The sequence below is a fragment of the Kitasatospora sp. NPDC096140 genome (assembly GCF_040303045.1).
Classification (GTDB): Bacteria; Actinomycetota; Actinomycetes; order Streptomycetales; family Streptomycetaceae; genus Kitasatospora.
In genome coordinates, this window is record NZ_JBEOUW010000080.1 from 1 (window position 1) to 18,925 (window position 18,925).

The following is an 18,925-nucleotide window of genomic DNA, read 5'->3' on the forward strand; positions in this document are numbered from 1 at the left end:
GCCTCGGGGCCCTGGCAGGATCGGAACCCGCGGTGCGTGCCGCATCCCATTGCCCGCGGCGCGCACCGCACAGGGCACCTCAGCAGCAGTCCGCGCGCCCGGCGAACCGTCCCCATCCCCGACGCGGCTGACCCGCACTGCCCCGCAGGGACCGTCGAGCTGAAAGTTGGTCATGGTCTCCCCGGGGTCGCTGCTATCTGCCACTACTCAATGGGCAGCATCGTGGCAGATGCCAGTGCTGTGCGGCACTGGCCGCACAGCACGGCACGCCCGAGGCGGCACCGACCACTTTCACAACGCGCTCTAGTAGGGCTTGGTCAGGTCTGTTTTCGCGTGGGTATGTCGCGGTGGCAGGTGGGGCAGGCGCCGACCCAGGTCGCCAGGAGGAGCTGGAGCTCGCGGACGACTTGGTAGAGGCTCAGGCCAGCCCCACGTCTTTTGGGGCGGTGGCCAGTCTGCGCAGGGTGCAGAAAGCGTGGGCGAGGGAGACGAGCGTGACGTGGTAGTGCCAGCCGGTGAACGTGCGGCCCTCGAAGTGGGCCAGGCCGAGGGCCTGTTTCATCTCCCGGTAGTCGTGCTCGATCCGCCAGCGGAGCTTGGCCAGTCGGACCAGGGTGGTCAGCGGGGTGTCGGCGGGCAGGTCCGAGAGCCAGAACCGGACCGGCTCGGCTTCCTCGGCCAGCAGCCAGCACTCGGCCAGTTCCACTCCCTCGGTGGCATCGCGGATCTCGCGTCCGGCAGGGCGGATCCGCAGCGCCACGAAGCGCGAGGTCCCGGATCGAGGTCCGCGACCCGCTTGCGGCCGCCGCCCGGACGCCGGACGCGTTCCAGCGGCGGCCGACCGGACTCCAGCTCGCGCACTCCCAGCGACACCGTCGCCTCCCGCACGCCCGCCGCCTGCGCGACCAGCCGGATCCCGCCATGGCCGAGCGACCTCGCTTCCGCTCCTATCAGCAGACGCCGCTGCCGCTCGTCCAAGCGCGGGAGGATCGTTTCGAACTTCGCTGCCAGTAAAACTCGTTGATCCGGTGAGACGCCCATACCACACCAACGAGCCGCAACGACGGAAGCCACGGGTTGATGATCTGCAAGCCCTTAGTTTCCCACCCCACCGACACTCAGGGGGCCGACTCCATTCAACGGAAGCTAGACGCCGCGATGCGGACCGTGCCGGAATTCCGGATGGCCACCAAACTCTTTCGGAAACTCCTCGATGAGGAGCGGGCCCGAAGGGAGTGCCGAACTGTTCGGACCCATCATGTCCTCACCCACGAGGTAGCGGAAGAGCCACTCCGCAAACCCGATGTCGTAGCGGAAGAACTCACAATCGTCTCCCACGAACACGACCAGTCGATACCCCTCCTCCTCGGGCGGGGTCTCCATGAACAGAACCTCCCCCCGGCCGCTTGCCAACAACGGCACCAGCCCCTCTGGGCCACCAAAGGCCAGCTGGTCCGCCTTTTCGGGCTCCTCAAGAACCTCAGCCCACTCGACGCCGCGGTAGGAATCGATCGTCTCGCGAATCCATCGGGCCAGGCTCCACATCTCCGAGTTCGGATGGTGGAAGGTCAGGTGCCGGTTGACGCCGACCGGCCCGTACAGCTCAATGAACGTCTTGTAGTCGTCCGGCAGACCGACGCCGGCCGCTGCCTCGACGTCACCCCACTCGCCTTCGAGTCGAGGGCGAATCGGATCGCCCATCATCTGACGCACTTCGGAAAGGTAGTCCACGAGGTTCTCCCGATGATCCGTTACATCTTGGGACAGTTGGACGATCCCGTCACCTTGCCTCCGGTCGGAAGCTGAGTGATAACACAATGCTTGAAAGTTCCGTCCTCCAGGATCGTGTAATTATAGTCCAGTTTCGTCGGAATGCCGGAGTTCTTGTTCTCGTAGATCGCTGTGATCGAGTACGCGATATGCTTATTTCCCTTGATCGCCCTGCGGAAGTCCAGCTCCACGCCCGTGCTCAGGTAAGGGGTGTTCGTCTTCTCGTACTCTGCCACGAGGTTCCGCAGGTCGATCCCGGACCCCTTGGCAACTGCGGGCGTCAGGTGTCCGTTCGCCGGATCGTGGCGCTGTGAACGGATCTCGTCCATGCCCGGCGGAACCGTTGAACTGTTGGTGTTGCTCCCGGGTTCAGCCCGGTTGGGGTTGTAGTCACTGGAGTCGATGAGCCCGTAGCTCCCGACCGCCCTGCACTCATAGCTCTGCTCGAAGTCGTCCCAGTACCTCTCCCGCGGCAGGTAAACCGAGTGACCAGTACTGCTGGTTCCGGGGCCGTCATCGCACTTGTCATCTGTCCGTCGCCGCCAGCTGTTCTTGCCTCCCGGCTCGGGCAGCGGGATCGGCAGCGGCTCGGTAGTGGGCGTCGGCGCCGGGGTGGGAGCTGGCGCGGGGGCGGGCGCGGGGTTGCCGCTGCCGCCGTTGATGGCGTTGTAGACGTCCTCGCCGAGGTCGATCAGGGCGTCGGTGCCGGCGACGATGCCGGAGCCAGCGGCGGCGGCGATGCCGACTACGGCTGGGGCGCCGTCGGCGATCACGACGCCGACGAGGGCGGTGCCGATGGTGGCGATGGTGTCGGTGAAGAAGTCGATCGGGCTGGGGTTGGCGTGCGGGCGGTCGTTGTCGTTGAGCGGGCCCTTGAGCGTCGGGGGCTTGGGCTTGGGCAGGGTGGGACCGGGGGGCGTGTGCGGGCCGGGGCGCTTGCGGGGCGGTGTCGGCTTGTGCCGGCCTCCGCCGCCTGAGCCACCGCCGCGAATAATCCTGCCGAGTTCACCTGTTGAAGTGATACTCCCGAGTCCACTCGTTGACGTCGGCCCGCCTACGGGCGCCGAGCGATACCCAGGACCACCACACTCAGTCGTCCACCAGTACATGTCACAGTTGCTCTGCGGCCCCGAGTTGAACGTATAGACATTCGTCTCATCCTCGTAGCCCGTCACCCACCTGGCGTCTTCACACGCCAGACGAAACCCCAAGAATGCTTTTCGATGAAATATCTGCCCACAGGAGCGGTGCCCCGACGGGTCTGTCGAGTCCATCGGGTCGCCGCTGCCGAAGGTGAAGCGGTTTCCTTGGATGGATGGGTTGGGGCCCAGCTGCCAGGAGTCGCGGGAGGCGAAGGTGCCGCTTCCCGGGCGGTACCAGCGGGCGGCCATGTTGATGTCGCCGGAGGCGGGGTCGGTCCAGCTGCTCTGGTAGCCAAGGGAGTTGGTGGCGCCTACCGTGGCGGTGGGCTTGCCGAAGGGATCGTATGCGGTGGAGCCGGTGAGGCCGTTGGCGGCTGGGTCAATGGTGGCGACCACGTCGGTGTGCTGGTCGCTGACCACCAGGCGGGGGTTGGATGTCGTGCCGGTGGTCACGGTGCCGAGGAGCGTGCCGCTTGGGGTGCGGGTGTAGGTGGTGGTGCCGTCCGAGACCAGGTTGTTGGAGCCGCCGTCGTACGTGAAGGCGGTGTTCCCAGTCTGGGCGACGCGGTCGAGCGAGTCGTAGGTGTAGGCGGAGGGCCCTTCCTTGACCATCCGGTCGAAGGCGTCGAACTGGATGTCCTTGGGCTGGGAGCCCTGGGTGGTGCTGCCGGTCAGGGTGCCTCGGGCCGAGTAGGTGTACGTGGTGGCGCCGTCGTTGAGCAGTTCGTTGCGCTCGTCGAAGGTGGAGTTGGTGGCGCCGGCCGAGGTCCGGTTGCCGACTGCGTCCCAGGTGTAGGCGGTGGCGGCCGGGCCGTTGGACCAGGAGGTCAGTCGGCCGGACAGGTCGTAGCCGTACTGGTTGGTGGCTGCTCCTGCGGTGCCGGTGGTCGTCTTGTTGGTGATCCGGTCGTTGAGGTCGTAGCCGTAGCTGATCGAGGAGACCGTCGCCCCGCTGGGGTTCTTGACGGTGTCGTCGCGAAGGCGGCCGAGGTAGTCGTAGCCGTAATTGCGGCTGCCTCCGTTGGTGCCGTAGCGCTCGACGGCAAGTCGGCCGGCCGTGTCGTAGCCGTAGCCGATGGCGGTTCCGGTCAACGGGTCGGTGGCGCTGGTCAGCTGCCCTGCGGCGTTGTAGCCGAAGGCGGTGGTTCCGGCCGCGTCCGTGCGGGCGGTCATCCGGCTGTCGCCGTTGTAGCTGTAGCTGCTGGCGCCGCCCGGGCCGGCCGCGGTGAGGAGCTGGCCGCGGTCGTTGTAGGTGTAGCTGTCGGGAGTGGCGCCGGGGGTGCCGACGGATATGAGGTGGCCGGCCGCGTCGTAGCCGAGGGTGCGGTTCGGGGTCGCGACTTCGGCGCCGGTGGCGGTCTCCTGGGTCAGGTTGCCCGTGCTGTCGTAGCTGCGGTGGCGGACCACGTTTCCGGGTTCGGTGAGGGTGATGGCCCGTCCGGCGGCGTCGTAGCTGGTGGTGAACAGGCCTTCGGCCGGGGTCGGGTGGGCGGTGGTCGGCGGTTCGACGGTGGACTCGGGAAGCCCGAGGGAGTTGTAGGTGTAGTAGGTCGGGATGTTCTTTCCGTTGGTCCACCGAGTCTTCCGTCCGCCGCTGTCGTAGCCGAAGGAGGTGGTGATCGTCTGTCCGGCGGCGACTGGTTCGACCTGCTGGACCGGGAGACCGGCCGGGTTGTAGGTGAACTGCCGTGCGTGTGCGGCGATGTCGGCGCTGCTCGCCACCTTGTCGGTGGCGGTGAGGACGTTGCCTTCCAGGTCGTACGTGGCGTACTGGGAGGCCACAGCGGCACCCGTGGTGTCCAGGTCGGTGCTGCTGAGGGTCCGCCCCAGGCCGTCGTAGCCGGTGGTGGTCGCGGTGCCGTCGGCCCTGGTCACTCGGCTGGTTCGGCCGAGTCCGTCGTAAGTGGTGCTCCCAGTGACGCCTGCCGGGTCGGTGGCGCTGAGCAGTTGGCCGACGGCGTTGTACGTGGCCTTGCTGGTGGCGCCGCCGGGCGTCGTGGAGCTGAGCTGGTTGCCCGCGTCGTCCCAGGTGAAGGTGCTGATGTAGGCGGCCGCGGCCGGGTAGCGCTCCAGCTGGGTGCTGGTGATGCGCCGCCCGAGGTCGTCGTAGGTGGACTGGCTGACCGCACCTGTCGGACCGGTGGTGGAGAGCAGTTCACCGTCGAGGTCGTAGGAGTTGGTGACGGTCGGTGCGGTGACGCCGCCGGTCGGCGGGAGGGTGGTCTGCACCAGGTTGCCGAACTGGTCGTAGCGCATGGTGTGCGTCAGTTTGAGGCCGGTCGGGTCGACGACGCTCGTGACGGGCCGGCCGAGTGCGTCGTACTCGATCGTGGAGGTCGGGGTGATCGTGGTGCCGGACTGCGGGTCGGTGTAGGCGGCACCGGCCGCGGCGACCCGGTTGCCGTCCGCGTCGTAGGTGTAGGTGGCGGTGTTGCCCAGTGGGTCGACCTCGGAGGTCAGCTGGCCGAAGGTGTTGTAGCCGGTCCGGCTGATCGGCCGGATCTGCTGCGGCTTGCTGCCGCGGATGGTCGGGTCGTAGGTCTCGGCGCTGACCAGCGGGCCGGTGCTGAGGGTGGGCCGTCCGGCCTCGTCGTAGCCGACGCTGCTGGTGTACGGAGCGGGGTCGGCGCCGGTCGCGTTGCCGTTCGGGCTGACCGTGGTGGTGCGCAGGCCTCGGCTGTTGTAGCCGTACGTCACCACCGAGTCGGTCGGCTGGTTGCGGGCGGTCTGCTTGAGCAGGTTCCCGCTGATGTCGTAGGCGTAGTCGGTCTCGGTGGAGCTGGCGTCCGCACCGCCGGTGCTGACGATTGCCGTCGGGCGGCCCGCCACGTCGTAGGTGTAGGCGGTGGTGCGGTTGAGGCCGCCGGGGTCGACGGTCGTGCGGGTGACCCGGCCGGCAGCGTCATAGGCGGTGGAGGTGGTGGTCTTGCCTCCGCCGGTCACCTGCTGGGTGAGGTGGCCCGCGTTGTCGTAGGTGTTCTGCTGGAGCAGCACGTTGCGCATGGTGCCGTCGGCGTTGTGGTAGCCGTCCAGGTCGAGCTCGGCGACGGTGTTGTCGTCGTTGTAGTAGGTGTGGGTGGTGCGGCCCATCGCGTCGGTGTCGGTGGCGAGGCGACCGGCCGGGTCGTAGCCGCGTGAGCCGATGACCTGCCAGCGCGGTGCGACCGGGGTCGCGCTGCTGCCGGTGTAGTTGCTGATGGCGGTCTGCTGCAGCTGACCCATCGGCGAGTGGCTGTAGTTGTAGGTGGTTCCGGCTGGGTCCGTGCGGGTGGCGACGTTGCCGTAGCGGTCGTAGGTGTACGCGGTGACGTGGCCACCAGGGTCCTTGACCTGCTTCACCCGGCTGGTGTCGCTCTCGTAGGTCCACGTCGTGGTGCGCGGCTGGTCGCCGCCCGTGGTGTCGTCGACGGTCTGGCTGGCCTGGTTGCCGTCCACGTCGTAGGCGGTCGTGGTCCGCCGGGTGTGCTTGGTGCCGGTGACGGTGTCGGTGGTGTAGGGGTCGGTGCGGGTGGCCAGGTTGCCTTGGCCGTCCCAGGTGTAACCGGTCTCAAGCGTCCGAGGGACGCTGGTGGTGCCGCCCGGGCAGTCGTCGCAGTTGTACGACTGGCTGGTGGTGCGTCCCAGGTTGTCGTAGCCGTAACTGACCTTGGGCCGCAGCGGCGCGAGGACGAAGGCGACGTCGCCGTTGCCCTGGTAGAAGTACTCGGTCTGCTTGTCTGCGGGGACGCTGTACGGGTCGGGGTAGGCCGCCGGGTCGAGCAGGACGGTCTGGGCCCGGACCAGCCCGATCGGGACGATGCTGCCGTCCGGGGCCGGGGTGAAGGCCTTGGTGTGCAGGATGTAGGTGGCCCGCCCGTTGGGGAAGTCCGGCGTGGCGGGGAGGGTGGTGGAGGCCAGCTGCCCGTATCCGTCGTAGGTGTATCGGGTGGTGTAGGTGGTGTCGCCGGGTCCCGAGGACCGACCGTCGCTGGACGTCAGGATCTTGTCGTTGCTCGGGTTGAACGGATTGACGCCGTCCAGGAAGTACGTGGCGTAGCTGGTCTGGCAGCTCCCGGCACTGCGGCAGGTGGTCCGGGAGACCGTGTTGCCGCGGGCGTCGTGCCCGGTGGTGATGGTGTGTCCGTTGGCGTCGGTAACGGCGTACAGGTACCCGGCGGTGTCGTAGGCGTAGCGGGTGGTGTTGCCGTAGCCGTCGCTGCGGGAGATCAGCCTGGAGGATCGGGTGTCGTACTGGTAGGTCAGCTTGTAGCCGCCCGGGTCGGTGACGGTGGCGGTGGTGACCGGCAGAGCGGTGCCGCTGTCACCCATGGCCTTGTAGTGCGCGGTCACGGTGTCGGCGTTGAGACGCGAGGAGTAGTACGAGGCCTCAGCGATCGTGCCGTTGAAGTGGTCGCCGCCGGCGGCGGGCCAGCCGTCGCTGCTTCCCGCGCCCAGGTAGACGTATGGCGTGCCGTTGAAGCTGATCTTGCGACCTGAGGTGTCCGTGGCGCTGGCTCGGCCGTCGATGTAGATGGTCTGGCCGCTGTCGTCACCGGTGAGCACCACTTGGTGCCAGTTGCCGTCGTTGACCGTCCGGTCGGATGTCATGGAGGCGCCGTAGCCCATCCAGAACTCGCCGTGGATCCGTCCGTCGGTGCCGACGTACAGGGCCGGGTTCCAGACGGTGCCGCCCTGTGTGCCGACGGGGAAGTCCTGGTAGCTGTAGAGCGGGCCGCTGCTGGTGGTCTTGAACCACAGCTCGACGCTGGCCGATCCCCTGACGGGCGCGGCGTCGGGGGGCAGCTGGACCTGGGATGTGGTGCCGTTGAAGACGCCGGCGCGCTGGCTCGGGTCTCCGGAGGGTCCGGCGGCGTTCAGATTGACGTCGGTGAGGTTTCCGGCCGTGACGTCCGGGCGTGCGTCGCCCAGCTGGCTGGCGGCGTAGCGGGACCCTGACGGGTCGTTGAGGCGCCAGTAGCCGACGGGACCGTCCTGGACGATCTTGGCGCGGAAAGCGGCTGCGGCGTCCAGGCCGCCGACCGGGGTGGGGGAGGTGGCTCGGTTGTAGTGGCCGGAGACGGTGTCCTTGGTGAGCCGGTACCGGTAGATCGAGAAGTCGGCGATGGCGCCGTTGAGGTGGCCGAGCTGGTCGGTCGGGGCGTTGGGCCAGCCCCCGCCGGTCCAGCCCGCGCCGAGGTAGGCGTAGGCCGAGCCGTTGTAGGTGATGGGCAGTGCGGTGGTGCTGGTGGCGGTAGGAGCGCCGTCCAGGTAGAGCGTTTGGCCGGAGCCGTCGCCGGCCAGGGCGACGTGGTGCCAGGCGCCGTCGGCGACGGAGGTGGCGCTGACGAGCGCGTTGTTGGCCGATCCGGTCCACAGGGTGCCGTACAGCTTCTTGTCGGTGCCGACGTAGAGCGCCGGGTTCCAGCGGTCCGTGGTCCCGTTGGGCTTCCCGTCGATCGGGAAGGACTGGTAGCTGTACAGCACGCCGGGGGCGGTGGTCCTGAACCAGAGCTCGACGGTTGCCGCCCCCCAGTGCTTGGGAGCGGTGTTGTCGGGCAGCTGGACGTAGGCGGTGGTGCCGTTGAAGCCGGTCGCGCTGCCGGTGCCGGAGGCCCACGGGCCCTGCTGGCAGCAGACGGTGTCGTGGTAGCTGCCGCGGTTCTGGGCGAGTGCGGCCGAGGAGATCAGCTCGGTGGCCTGGTTGCCGACGGTGTCGCCGAGGCGCCAGTAGCCGGTGGGCTTGCCGTCCACGACGGCGGCGTCGTACTGGGTGGCGCCGGCGCTGGTGGCGATCTGGTACAGCGAGGAGATGGTGGCGGCGCTCAGCCCGTGCGGGTAGGCGGCCACGTTCGCGAGCTGGCCCTTGAAGTGGCCGGAGCTGTCGGCCGGGGCCTTGGGCCAGCGGCCGCCCGTGTAGCCCGCGCCCAGGTAGACGTGGCTGGTGCCGTTGGGGGTGATGGTGCCGTTGAGCGGTCCGGCGACCGGGGCTCCGTCGAGGTAGAGGGTCTGGGACGTCTGGGTGTCGGCGGACAGCACCGCGAAGTGCCAGGCGTTGTCGTTGACCGGCACGCTGGAAACCAGGGCCTGAGCGGCATCGCCCGTCCAGAGCTGTGCACGCAGCTTGCCGTCGGTGTCGACGTAGAGGGCGGGGTTCCATTGGTCGGTGGTGCCGTTCGGGCTGCCGCCGGCCTGCATCGTCTGGTACGAGAGCAGGACGCCCGCACGGTCCGTTCGGAACCACATTCCGAGTGCACCGGGGCCGCTCTGCGGTGCGTAGGCTGCGGGCAGCTCGGCCCAGGACGTGCTGCCGTCGAAGGCCGCGGCTCCGGTCGAGCCGGCCATCGGGCCGGTCGCGCCGAGCGTCACGTTGGAGTAGGTGCCGTTGTTGGGCGTGGGGCGTGGCGTGTAGACCTGGTTCGCGGCCTGCACGCCCGCGCCGTCGGACATCCGCCAGTATCCGTTGGGCCGGGAGCCCATGACGGCGCCCCGGTACTCCTGGGAGGAGCCGGCCACCGTGGGCTGGTTGAGCGTCCAGGTGCCGCCGTTCTCGTCGGTCGCCTTGGCGGCGCGGTCGTTGACCGCGTCGTAGCTGACGGACAGCCTGGTCTTGCCCGAGGGGAGCTTCAGGCCGGTGAGTTCGGCGGACGGCTGGCTTCCGGCCTGCCAGAGGGATTTGACGGCGGAGTCGCCGAGGGCGCGGTTGTAGAAGGCGACGTCGCTGATGCTGCCGTTGAAGTAGTTGGCGTGTCCGGTGTTGTCGTACGGGTTGTCGGGCCAGCCTCCGCTGAGGAAGCCGCCTCCGATCGCCTCTGCGCGTTGGCCGGGTGCGATGACCGCGCCCGGCAGGGGGTCGCCTTGGGCCTCTCCATCCAGGTAGAGGGTCTGGGTGGTGCCGGCGGCTGACAGCAGGGCGTAGTGCCACTTGCCGTCGTTGACCGTCGTGGTGGAGTCGAGGGTGCGGGACGGTCCGTTCCAGAACTTGCCGTGCAGGTAGCCGGACTGGCCGACGTACAGCGCGGGAGTGTAGTTGGCCGGCGTGCTTCCGCTGCCGGGGAAGGGGTCCGCCTGGTAGCTGAACAGCACGCCCCAGCCGGTGGTCTTGAACCAGAGGCCGACCGAGGTGTACGAGGAGGTGTCCAGGACGCTCTGCGGGAGGGCGACGAAGCCGGAGGATCCGTCGAAGGAAGTGGCCGTGGCACCGGAGGCGGTCGGGCCGGGTGTGCCGAGGGTGACGCCGGTGCTGGAGTAGGTGGCGTTGTCGTTGCCCTGGTTCTCCATGATCTCGCTGACGGCGGTGGATCCGCTGCCTTCTCCGAGTCGCCAGTAGGAGACGGGAGCGGAGTCCAGGACCGCGGAGCGCAGGTGCGAGCCGGCGGTGTAGGTGTATCCGGTGCAGGACCGGTCGGTGTTGCCTCCGGTCGGGGGCGCACAGACCTGGTCGAGCTGGTCCGGGTTGCCGCCGTTGTACGTGTAGGTCCAGGTGAGGACGGTGTTCGGGTCCGTCCCGCTGGCGGGGTCGGTGGAGACCTTTGCGACGTGCCGGTTTCCGGTCGTCCACTCGAAGTGAAGGGTGCGGCCCGAGGCGGTGTCCTTCACCGTCGTCAGAAGGCCTTTGGTGTAGCTCAGCTCCTGGGTGTGCCTGACCGCGTCGCTCATCAGGGAGAGCGCGTAACCGTTGCCCGACGGAGCGTGGAACTCGTAGAGGGTGCCGTCCTTGGTGCTCAGGTCGAAGCCTGCAGCAACCTTTCTGAGTGACTGGAACTCACCAGGAGGCGGCGTGTACAGGGGCCAGTTGGGGTCGGCTCCGAAGCGGGCGGTCCGGCCGCTGGCGGTGGTGAGGACGACGGAGTCACTTCCGTCGTTGTCCGGTTGGATCTTCATGTCGAAGTTGGAGGTCCAGCCGTTGCCGAACAGCGTCGAGGTGCGCGGGTCCAGCGAGTTGTACGAGCGGTTGACGGCCAGGGCCGGTCCGACGCTCTTGACGTCCGCGTCGGTGGCCGCCGTGGTGTAGTTGCCGACCTTGGTGTCGAAGGGTCGGCCGGCCCCGTCGCCGACCGCGCCACCAAGGTGTGAGGTGATCACGGGCTGCGGGACCTGGGTGGAGAAGGAGACCGCGGGGGACGGTGGACTCTCGCCGCCGTGGTCGCCGATCTTGACGTTCCACAGGTAGCCGGTGTTCCAGCCGAGCTTTCCTGGTGGCACGGCCCACGAGGTACTGGGCTGCCAGCCCGACTCCGCGACCAGCTGGGGGTCCCCCGTGGCAGGGTTGGTGTAGACCTGGAAATCGTAGTCGAGGCCGTTGCCGGGGAAGTTGTCCGGGTCGTGCCCGGTGGCGTAGAGCTGCGGAGTGAGGCTGCCGATCACGGTGTTGTGCGGCGGGGCCAGGACGTCCAGTTGAGGCGCGGTGTTGGCGGCGCGGATGACCGTGCAGTTGCCGAACGGGATCCAGTAGTTGTCGTGCAGCGAGGACGTCCCACCGACGTATCCGTCCCAGCAGAGGTAGTAGTCCTGTCCGAGCGGCAGTGGTGGTATGACCCCGTTGATGGTGACCGAGTCGTAGGTCCTGACCAGCCCGGGCACCCCGGTGAGGGGCGCGTTGAACCACTGCTCGTTCCAGTTGGAGTCGAACAGGCGGGCCTTGACCTGCATGCTCTGCGAGTTCCACCAGTTGGCCCCGGTGTTCGTCAGGGTGACCTGCTGGTAGCCGGGCGTGTTGTAGGTCGACGGCATGTAGCTGCCGGCAGGCGCGTACGCGGCGGCCCAGTCGCTGTAGGAGATCGACAGGTAGGGCGGGTAGGCGCTGCTGGCGCTGGAGAACTTCTTCCAGTGGTGGGAGTCGGTGGTGTTGGCCGTCAGCGCGAGGCCGTAGTTGTCTCCGCCGCGGGCCCAGCTCTCGACCAGTTGGACTCCGGGGTCGGTGTGGGTGCGGCCCAGATCGATCGACTCCCACATCGATCCTCCGCAGGTGTCACCCGCGGAGAAGCTGGCGACGCCCAGCCCCTGGCCGATCGACACCCCTGGGTACCGGTTGATCGTCGCCGGGTCCCACGAGCTGGTGATCTGGTTGACGTAGACCGGGTGCGGCGAGCACTCGTAGGAGTGGGTGTTGTTCAGGTTGAGAGTGACGGCGTGCAGGTAGTTGTCCTTCAGGGCACCTGCCACGTCCGGGAAGTAGAGGTAGCTGTTGACCTTCGAGGCGCCGCCGTCGGACGTGCCGACGCGCAGCTGCGGGTCGGTGGAGAAGTTCGCCGTCTGGTCCGACCGCACATAGGTCGACTTGCCGACCCCGATGCTGCTGGTCGAGGGATCGACGGTGACCGGGAAGACGCGCTTGGCGTCGTGCAGCCAGGCCTCGTCCAGGTCCATCCGCAGGGCGGGGGCGCCGTTGACGTCGACCAGGCGGTAGCTCACCCGGTCGCTGACCACACCGTCTCCGGAGGCGGGGTCGATCTTGGAGTCCGTCATGAAGCCGTGCGGGATGGTTGCCTTCACCGCGCCGGAGGCGTCCTTGAACTGGACCTCGCCGGCGGGGCCGATCGCCGGGGTCAGACCGGTGAGGCGCAGCGGGAAGACCCAGCTGGTCGGCGCGGTGGCGTCGTGCAGGACCAGGGACTCTTTCACGCCCTCGGCGAGGCCGTTGTAGACGACGTCGCTCGCGGGCCGTGCCAGGGGGTAGGTGAGGGTGTCCCCCTGGACCACGCCGCGTACCTGGGCGGCGTCCTGCAGGCTGTAGGAGACCACCAGGCCGTCGGCGGGTGCCCAGCTCACCAGTGCGGGATCGTCGGACTTCGGCGCGAAGGTGGCCTGCTGGCTGTTGGCCTGTTCGGTCCAGCGGCCGGCGCGGTCGAGCGCGAAGTTGGTGTTGATGTCGTCCCAGCTGCCGTCGGCCTTGCGGTAGTGCACGGGCCGCGGGTAGACGCGCAGGGTCTTGGTGCCGTCGGGGTTCTGGTAGAGCGAGGTCGTGTCGGTACGGGCATCCGCGACTTCGACGCCCTCGGCCGGCAGGCCGGGCACGCCGGTTCCGGGAGCGGCGTCGTTGCGGGCTTGGAGGTCCTTGTCTGCGGGCGGTGCCGGATCTGCGGCGCCGCCCTGCTTTGCGGCCTTTCGGTCCTTGCCCGCGTTTTGCGGTGCGGCGGGAGGCTGGGCAGCGTTGCCGGTCTGCGGGCTGCCGGGTGTCGCGGTACTGGGGCGGCGTTCGTGGGGTGGCGGGGTGACGGCCGCACCCTTCACCAGGGACCGGGGCTTCCCGTCACCTGAGGGGTGCACGGTGCTGTCGCCCGGCACGGCCTTGGCTTCGGGCAGTTCGCCCTGGCCCGGCTGGTGCGCGGAGTCCCCGGCGGCGCCGCCGTCCTTCCTGGTCTGCGAGGACGGGACGGTGTGAGTTCTCCCGTTCGGGTCACCGCTGACCTGCTGTGGGGTGCTCGGTGTGACCGTCGGCACCGGGGCCTTGGTCTCCGTGAAAGCACTCGCTTCTTGCGTGCCAAGGGCAACGAGAAGCGTCAGAGAGGTGATGAGTGCAAGCGGACGACGCACGGCAGGTCCTTTGGAGGGCAGGCGAAATGACCGACTCTCCCCCGCGGCGATCGGTCTGTGTCCTTCCTATCGGTCGTCAGTGCGACGCGTACAGACGGGAATTGGCGAAGCCGCAGTCGATTTAGATCGGATAGAGACATAATGCACCGAAATGATCTTAAGAAATTTTTCACCTTCTTTACCGAACAATGGAAACCGCCGGGTGAGACTTGACCGCGCCCACCACGCCACCCGCCAGGAGAAGCCGGACATGAAGTTCCACCTCACCCACCAGCTACGGTGGATACTCGGACTGACTGCGGCCCTGGTCCTGGCGGGTGTCGGTGCCGTGGCGTTGCTCACGAGCGGAAGTGACGGAGAGGCCGGCCCTTCAGCCGCCGTAAGCCCTTCCAACATCTCCGGGCGCCGAACGGCCTGTCTCACCGGCGAAGCGACAGAAGCGGCTCAGCGCACAGACACCAGCGCAATCTGGTCAGGGCTTCAAGACGCTTCCGGCCCGGCCCAGCTGAATGTTCAACAACTCTTCGTCCCGGCAGCCACCGCCGACCAGGCCCTTCCCTACCTCGCGGGCCTCTCCGCACAGCACTGCGACCTCGTCATCTCCATCGGACCGACCTTCACACAGGCTCTGGAAACTGCAGCCAAAGCCAACCCCCGGACCCGATTCGTTGCGGTGGCAACCGACGGTCAGCCCGCGCCGGACGGAATCGCAACAGTCACGGGAAGCGACAACGAGAAGACCGCCGAGATCCGACGCCGCGCACTCGACCTGCCCGCCTCCGGAAGCTGAACGACGAAACGCCTGAAGACCACGGTGCGCCAAGCACCAGATGGATACTGGCCTCAAGCCACAACCCGGGCGCGACAGTCAGGACAGCCGCGAGCGCAGAATGAGGACGCACGATGTTCTCCAAGGTCTCAACAAGGAGTCGGCTGGAGAACCGTCGCAATACCCTACTGATACGTCGCGATCCGTGGCGGCAAGCGACCTCGACACCGGGGTGCCGCGCAGTCATCGACTCAGGTGTTCGGTGTCCCTGCCCTCCCAAAGCGTCAGCGACGAGGCTGCTGTCGATCAGAGCGGTCCAGATACCGTGCTGGACGTCGTACTCCTCGATCCAGCCGACCGGGCGGCCGCCTTGCTGGAGCTCCTGGACGCCCGGGTGGTCGGGCCAGGTGAGGTGGACCAGGCCGTCGCCGAGCGCCTCGCGGTCGGGGTCGCCCAGGCCGCGGGCGGAGGGCACGATCCAGCCGGTCGGGCGCTTGAGAGCCAGGCGCTGCACGCCGGGCATCGCACGCTCGGGACGCAGCAGCTCGATGTGCGTGCGGTGCAGGACGTCCAGGGCCTGGCCGACGGAGCGGTGGGTACTGGCCCCGCTGGCCGGGTCCGTCAGGACCACGGCGGCCTTGGAGCCCCGGTGTTTGGCGGCGATGTGCCCGGCCTGCCCCCACGGTCCGTCCGGCAGCGGCGCGGTCCAGCCGATCGGCCGGCCCCGGTAGAGCAGCTGGTGAACGTCCGTGGCCTCGGGGTCGTCCCAGGAGGCGAGCAGCCAGCCCTCACCGACCGTCAGGTCCAGGTCGTCGAGCCGGTCCGGCTCGCCGAACCGGAGCGTCGGGATGGTGCAGGCGACGCGGCGCAGCGCCTCGAAGGCCTCCGCCTGCTGCTCTTCCGTGACGGCCGGAGCGGGCACGGCGACGGCGGTACGGATTTCGGCCCGGGCCGTTGTGCCGGGTGTGCCGCGGCCAGGCGCGGGGGCGGCATTTGCGGCTCGGGCCGTTTCTCCGGGCTTCGACGCGGACCCGGCTGCGGGCGCATCTACGGCCCGGGCCGCAGAAGCCATGACGTGCGGGGCAACGCGGGCCAGAACGTCCGGGCGCATCAAGTCCTCCTCAACCCGGCGCAGTTCCAGCTCGTCCCCGATCAGACCGGGCCAGCGGACCTCGTCGCGCGCGTCGGCCGCCGCCGCCCGTACACGGGCGTCCAGCCGCAGGTACTCCTGATAGAACGCCTCGTACGCAGCCACCGCGTCGCTGTCCACTGCGGTGAAGAAGGCCCGGGCTGTGCTCTCCATGGCGGCGAAGCGGCCCAGCATCGCGGCCTGGACGCCCTCCGGCGCCGGCGGCTCCGGGACCGTCCGGCCCACCGCCTCGGCGGCGGCCTTGGCCTTGGCGCGGGCCATCTTCGACTTGCACGAGCGAGAGCAGTGGAGGGTGGGCCGGCCCCGGCCGGACTCGGCGACCGGCACCGGCTTCCCGCAGCCCGGCCGCACGCACACCGGCGCCGCCGGCTTCTCCGGCAGCACGTCAAACAGCACGTCAGCGCAGGTAGCCGAATTACGGCCCGGGTCGTTACTCACGGTCGGGATCGTAACCTTGACGCCCTCCCGCGCCGATCCCTTTACGGCCCGCGAGCCGTAAAGAGCGGACGTCTGTCGGCCCGGCTGGAGCCAGGATTTCGGCGCGGGCCGCCATTGCCGCACGCTGTGGCCAGCTACGGGTGCGCGTTGGCCAAGCGCTGTCCGGCGAGGACGTGGTCACGCCCGGGGCCGGGGGCCGGTGCGCTCGCTGGCCTCGAGGAGGGCCCCGTCGCTGACGGCGTGCCAGCCACCCGCCGGGCTCTGCTCGACCCAGCCGGTGACGTGACCGTGGTCGAGGACCCAGTAGGCACTGGTGTCCGCGCCGCGGCCGGAGAGCTGCGGGCCGAGCTTGGCGCACCTCGTCGGGCTCGCCGACTGGGCAGCAGCCCGCGATCACGAGTATGGCGGACCGAGCTGTCCGGCACACCAGTCGTGGTCAAGCAGCTCATCGACGCTCCGGAGGCCGCCGAGAGGTACGCACGCGAGGTGGCCGCGCTGAAGCTCGCGTCCCGGGTCGATCCGCCCGTGGTGCCGACGCTCCTCGGCACCGATCCGGGAGAACGGGTCCTGGTCCTCGAGCACCTGGACCGCCAGCAGCCCCGCGACGACTGGGTGGTCGACTACGCCTCGGCACTGGCCCGACTCCATGCGGCCACAAGCGCCGACGATACAGGCATGCTCCCCGCCTGGTCCGGCCCGAGCAACGACGACATCGATTCCTTCCTCGGGCTCGCCAGGACACTCGGTATCGCGGTGCCGTCCGGAGTGCGAACCGAGCTGGACGGCCTCGTGAACCGACTACTCGGAATACCAGGCCATGCCCTGCTGCACGGCGGCCCCTGCCCCGGCAACGACATGCACACCAACAGTGGCGTCCGGTTCATCGACTTCGAACAGGCCACGCTGGGCAACGGGCTCGCGGAACTTGCCTATCTACGCATCGGCTTTCCGACCTGCTGGTGCGCCACCGCCCCGCCTCAGCCCCTGCTGCACGCAGCAGAGGCCGCCTACCGTGCGACGTGGCGCAACGCGACGGGCACCGAGGTCGAAGACGATCTCACCGACGCATGTGCCGGCTGGCTGCTACGAGGCGACGCTCTGGTCCAGCGGGCCTACCGCGGAACCGCCGACCACTTGGCCAGGATCCCGAACCGGGACTGGAAGTGGGGCACGGCAACGGCCCGGCAGCGACTCGTCCACCGTCTCGGAATCGTCAGCCAAATGACCGCTGACGGCGATGAGCTCAAGGGTCTGGGGCAACTCGCCGCAGCCATTCGGCAGGGCGTGCTCACCCGATGGCCCGCACTTCAACCTCTACCCCTACAACGGCCGTAGGGGAACCCTTCACCCCGCAACCCGGTCGGCGACGACCTCAGGCCACAGGTTTTGACAATTTCTCGACGGTGATGTCGCCGGTGTCGGGGACCCCGGAGAACGGTCCGGTGCGGTCGTTGAGGGCTTCGAGGATGACGGCCGCCTTGCTGGGCCACCAGCGGTAGATGGTCTGCTTGCCGACTCCGGCGGCTTGGGTGATGCCTTCGACGGTGACCTTGGCGTAGCCGTCGCGGACGGCGAGTTCGAGGGTGGCGTCGAGGGATGGCGCGGTGGGCGCGCTGGTTGCGCAGGTCCGGATTCGGGGCAGGCGTCATGCCCGGATTGTTTCACGAGACGTCACGTATCGTCTTGACGCGCTCGACTCGTTCGGGAAGCATGGTCCCGCGCGGCGCGAGACGAGACGGTACGTCGCGAGACGATGCGGTGTGGATCGCTGCCCTACGGTGGGGCCGTCTCCGTCAGGGGGGATCGCCGCGGTGGCGTCACCGGAGCGCGGGGACGCGGGGCGCCCGGACCTCCGCCAGGGGGTGCAGGTGCTTTCCCCGATCCTCTCCAGGTACCGACGTAGTCGCTGGCGGAACCTGTGAGCCGGCCGTGGCAGCGAATGGGGGAACTCTTGCGAACGCGCATGGTTGGAGCAGCCGGGTGCTGTTCACCGTGGGATCGACTCCTGACTCGCCGAACGGCTGTAACACCGTCACCAGGAACACGGCCAGAAGATTCGCGACTTGCGGACCGACAGCGGAGCAGCCGCGCGGAGGACAGCGCTTTCCCCGCCCGGGTGCGGACCAAGCTCCAGTGGCTCGCTTTCGTGCACTGCCTTTACTAACGAGGGAAGAGATGAAATTCAAGGCAACCGTCATAGGGATTGTCACCGTTCTCGCTGCGGCCATCCCTGGTTCCGCAGCACACGCCAGCAGTGGGGTCCTCGGGCTGAAGCTGGTTAACGCAAATAGTGGAAAGTGTCTGGTTGTTGTGGCCAACGGCTCCAACGGCTCAAACGCCACACAGTACACCTGTCTGGACTACAACGACCAGACATGGTACTGGGACCCCACCACTGGGGAGATGCGCAACGGGCACACCGACCAGTGCCTAACTGCCCAGGGAACCAGCAACGGTGCACAAGCCTTTGACTACGCCTGCACCGGCCTGATCGACCAGAAGTGGTACAACGTCTCGATTGATCAGGATCATTTCTGGATCGTCAACAAGAACAGCAATAAATGTCTGGTCGTTCAGGGCACTGCAGACGGCAACCGTGCCTTCCAGTACACATGCGACTACTTCTATGATCAGTACTGGACCAGCTGGGCCGCGAGGGTGTAGCGCAGGGCGGACGGGCATTTCGGCCCGTGTCCGATCAGTGGAGTAGCTACGGGGCCGTGGGGCTCACGCCATTCTCCTAAAGCCGGTGCCGCAGGTCCGAATCCCGCCTGGGGCATCCGGAACCGCACGGCATCACGCGGTGAGGCTGCCGGTGAGGTGGCCCCGCGGGGAGGGGTGAGACGTCCCAACCCGCAGGTCACGGGCCTGCGGACACCTGAGACGTTGGGACGGCGATCAAGGGCTGCTGCTGCCGTGACCATCTGTCAGGGTGAGTCCCGCCGAACCCCGGTGGCGTCCTGCGCCACCCGGCCCAAGGCTCGTGGGCGCTGCCCGGCAAGGCCCGGTCCAGAAGCGCGCCGCCGCTGATCACAGTCCCGTGCGGCGACTCCACTGCGCTCCACTGCGCTCCACGCCGCTCCACGCCGCGATTCCACCGTGCGACTCCGTGCTGTGGCTCGTGCGCTCCCGGCGGCTCGGGCA

At 68.3% G+C, this 18,925-nt stretch carries 7 protein-coding genes and 2 pseudogenes; 3 read left to right on the forward strand and 6 right to left on the reverse strand.

Annotated features, from left to right (window positions below):
- Window positions 1–418 precede the first annotated feature (418 nt).
- From ABT048_RS40440 to ABT048_RS40455, 4 genes and pseudogenes are all read right to left on the reverse strand, one after another.
- Window positions 419–844: pseudogene (locus ABT048_RS40440) on the reverse strand (transposase); the annotation flags it as partial.
- A pseudogene (locus ABT048_RS40445) lies at window positions 765–1,041 on the reverse strand (ISAzo13 family transposase); the annotation flags it as partial. The pseudogenes ABT048_RS40445 and ABT048_RS40440, both read right to left, overlap by 80 nt.
- A gap of 105 nt (window positions 1,042–1,146) precedes the next feature.
- Window positions 1,147–1,731 carry an SMI1/KNR4 family protein gene (locus ABT048_RS40450; protein ID WP_350526648.1) on the reverse strand — a complete coding sequence of 195 codons (585 nt, stop codon included), beginning with the start codon at window positions 1,729–1,731 and terminating at the stop codon, window positions 1,147–1,149.
- 20 nt (window positions 1,732–1,751) lie between these two features.
- On the reverse strand, window positions 1,752–13,331 hold the full coding sequence (locus ABT048_RS40455; protein WP_350526649.1) for a LamG-like jellyroll fold domain-containing protein: 11,580 nt from the start codon (window positions 13,329–13,331) through the stop codon (window positions 1,752–1,754).
- Window positions 13,332–13,674: 343 nt separating this feature from the next.
- Between ABT048_RS40455 and ABT048_RS40460 the strand changes: the two genes are divergently transcribed.
- Complete coding sequence (locus ABT048_RS40460; protein ID WP_350526650.1) at window positions 13,675–14,214, forward strand: hypothetical protein; 540 nt, start codon at window positions 13,675–13,677, stop codon at window positions 14,212–14,214.
- Here ABT048_RS40460 and ABT048_RS40465 read toward each other — a convergent pair.
- Window positions 14,141–15,781, reverse strand: a complete 1,641-nt coding sequence (locus tag ABT048_RS40465) for a hypothetical protein (RefSeq protein ID WP_350526651.1) — start codon at window positions 15,779–15,781, stop codon at window positions 14,141–14,143. The genes ABT048_RS40460 and ABT048_RS40465 overlap by 74 nt on opposite strands.
- 288 nt (window positions 15,782–16,069) lie before the next feature.
- Between ABT048_RS40465 and ABT048_RS40470 the strand changes: the two genes are divergently transcribed.
- Window positions 16,070–17,116 (forward strand): aminoglycoside phosphotransferase family protein, encoded by a 1,047-nt coding sequence (locus ABT048_RS40470; RefSeq protein WP_502894138.1) that lies wholly within the window; start codon window positions 16,070–16,072, stop codon window positions 17,114–17,116.
- A 37-nt stretch (window positions 17,117–17,153) separates the two neighbouring features.
- On the opposite strand, the gene ABT048_RS40475 is transcribed toward ABT048_RS40470, so the two are convergent.
- Window positions 17,154–17,423 (reverse strand): TetR/AcrR family transcriptional regulator, encoded by a 270-nt coding sequence (locus ABT048_RS40475; protein WP_350526654.1) that lies wholly within the window; start codon window positions 17,421–17,423, stop codon window positions 17,154–17,156.
- A gap of 533 nt (window positions 17,424–17,956) precedes the next feature.
- Between ABT048_RS40475 and ABT048_RS40480 the strand changes: the two genes are divergently transcribed.
- A complete protein-coding gene (locus tag ABT048_RS40480) occupies window positions 17,957–18,445 on the forward strand; it encodes an RICIN domain-containing protein (protein WP_350526652.1) in 489 nt (162 codons plus the stop codon).
- Window positions 18,446–18,925: the final 480 nt, after the last annotated feature.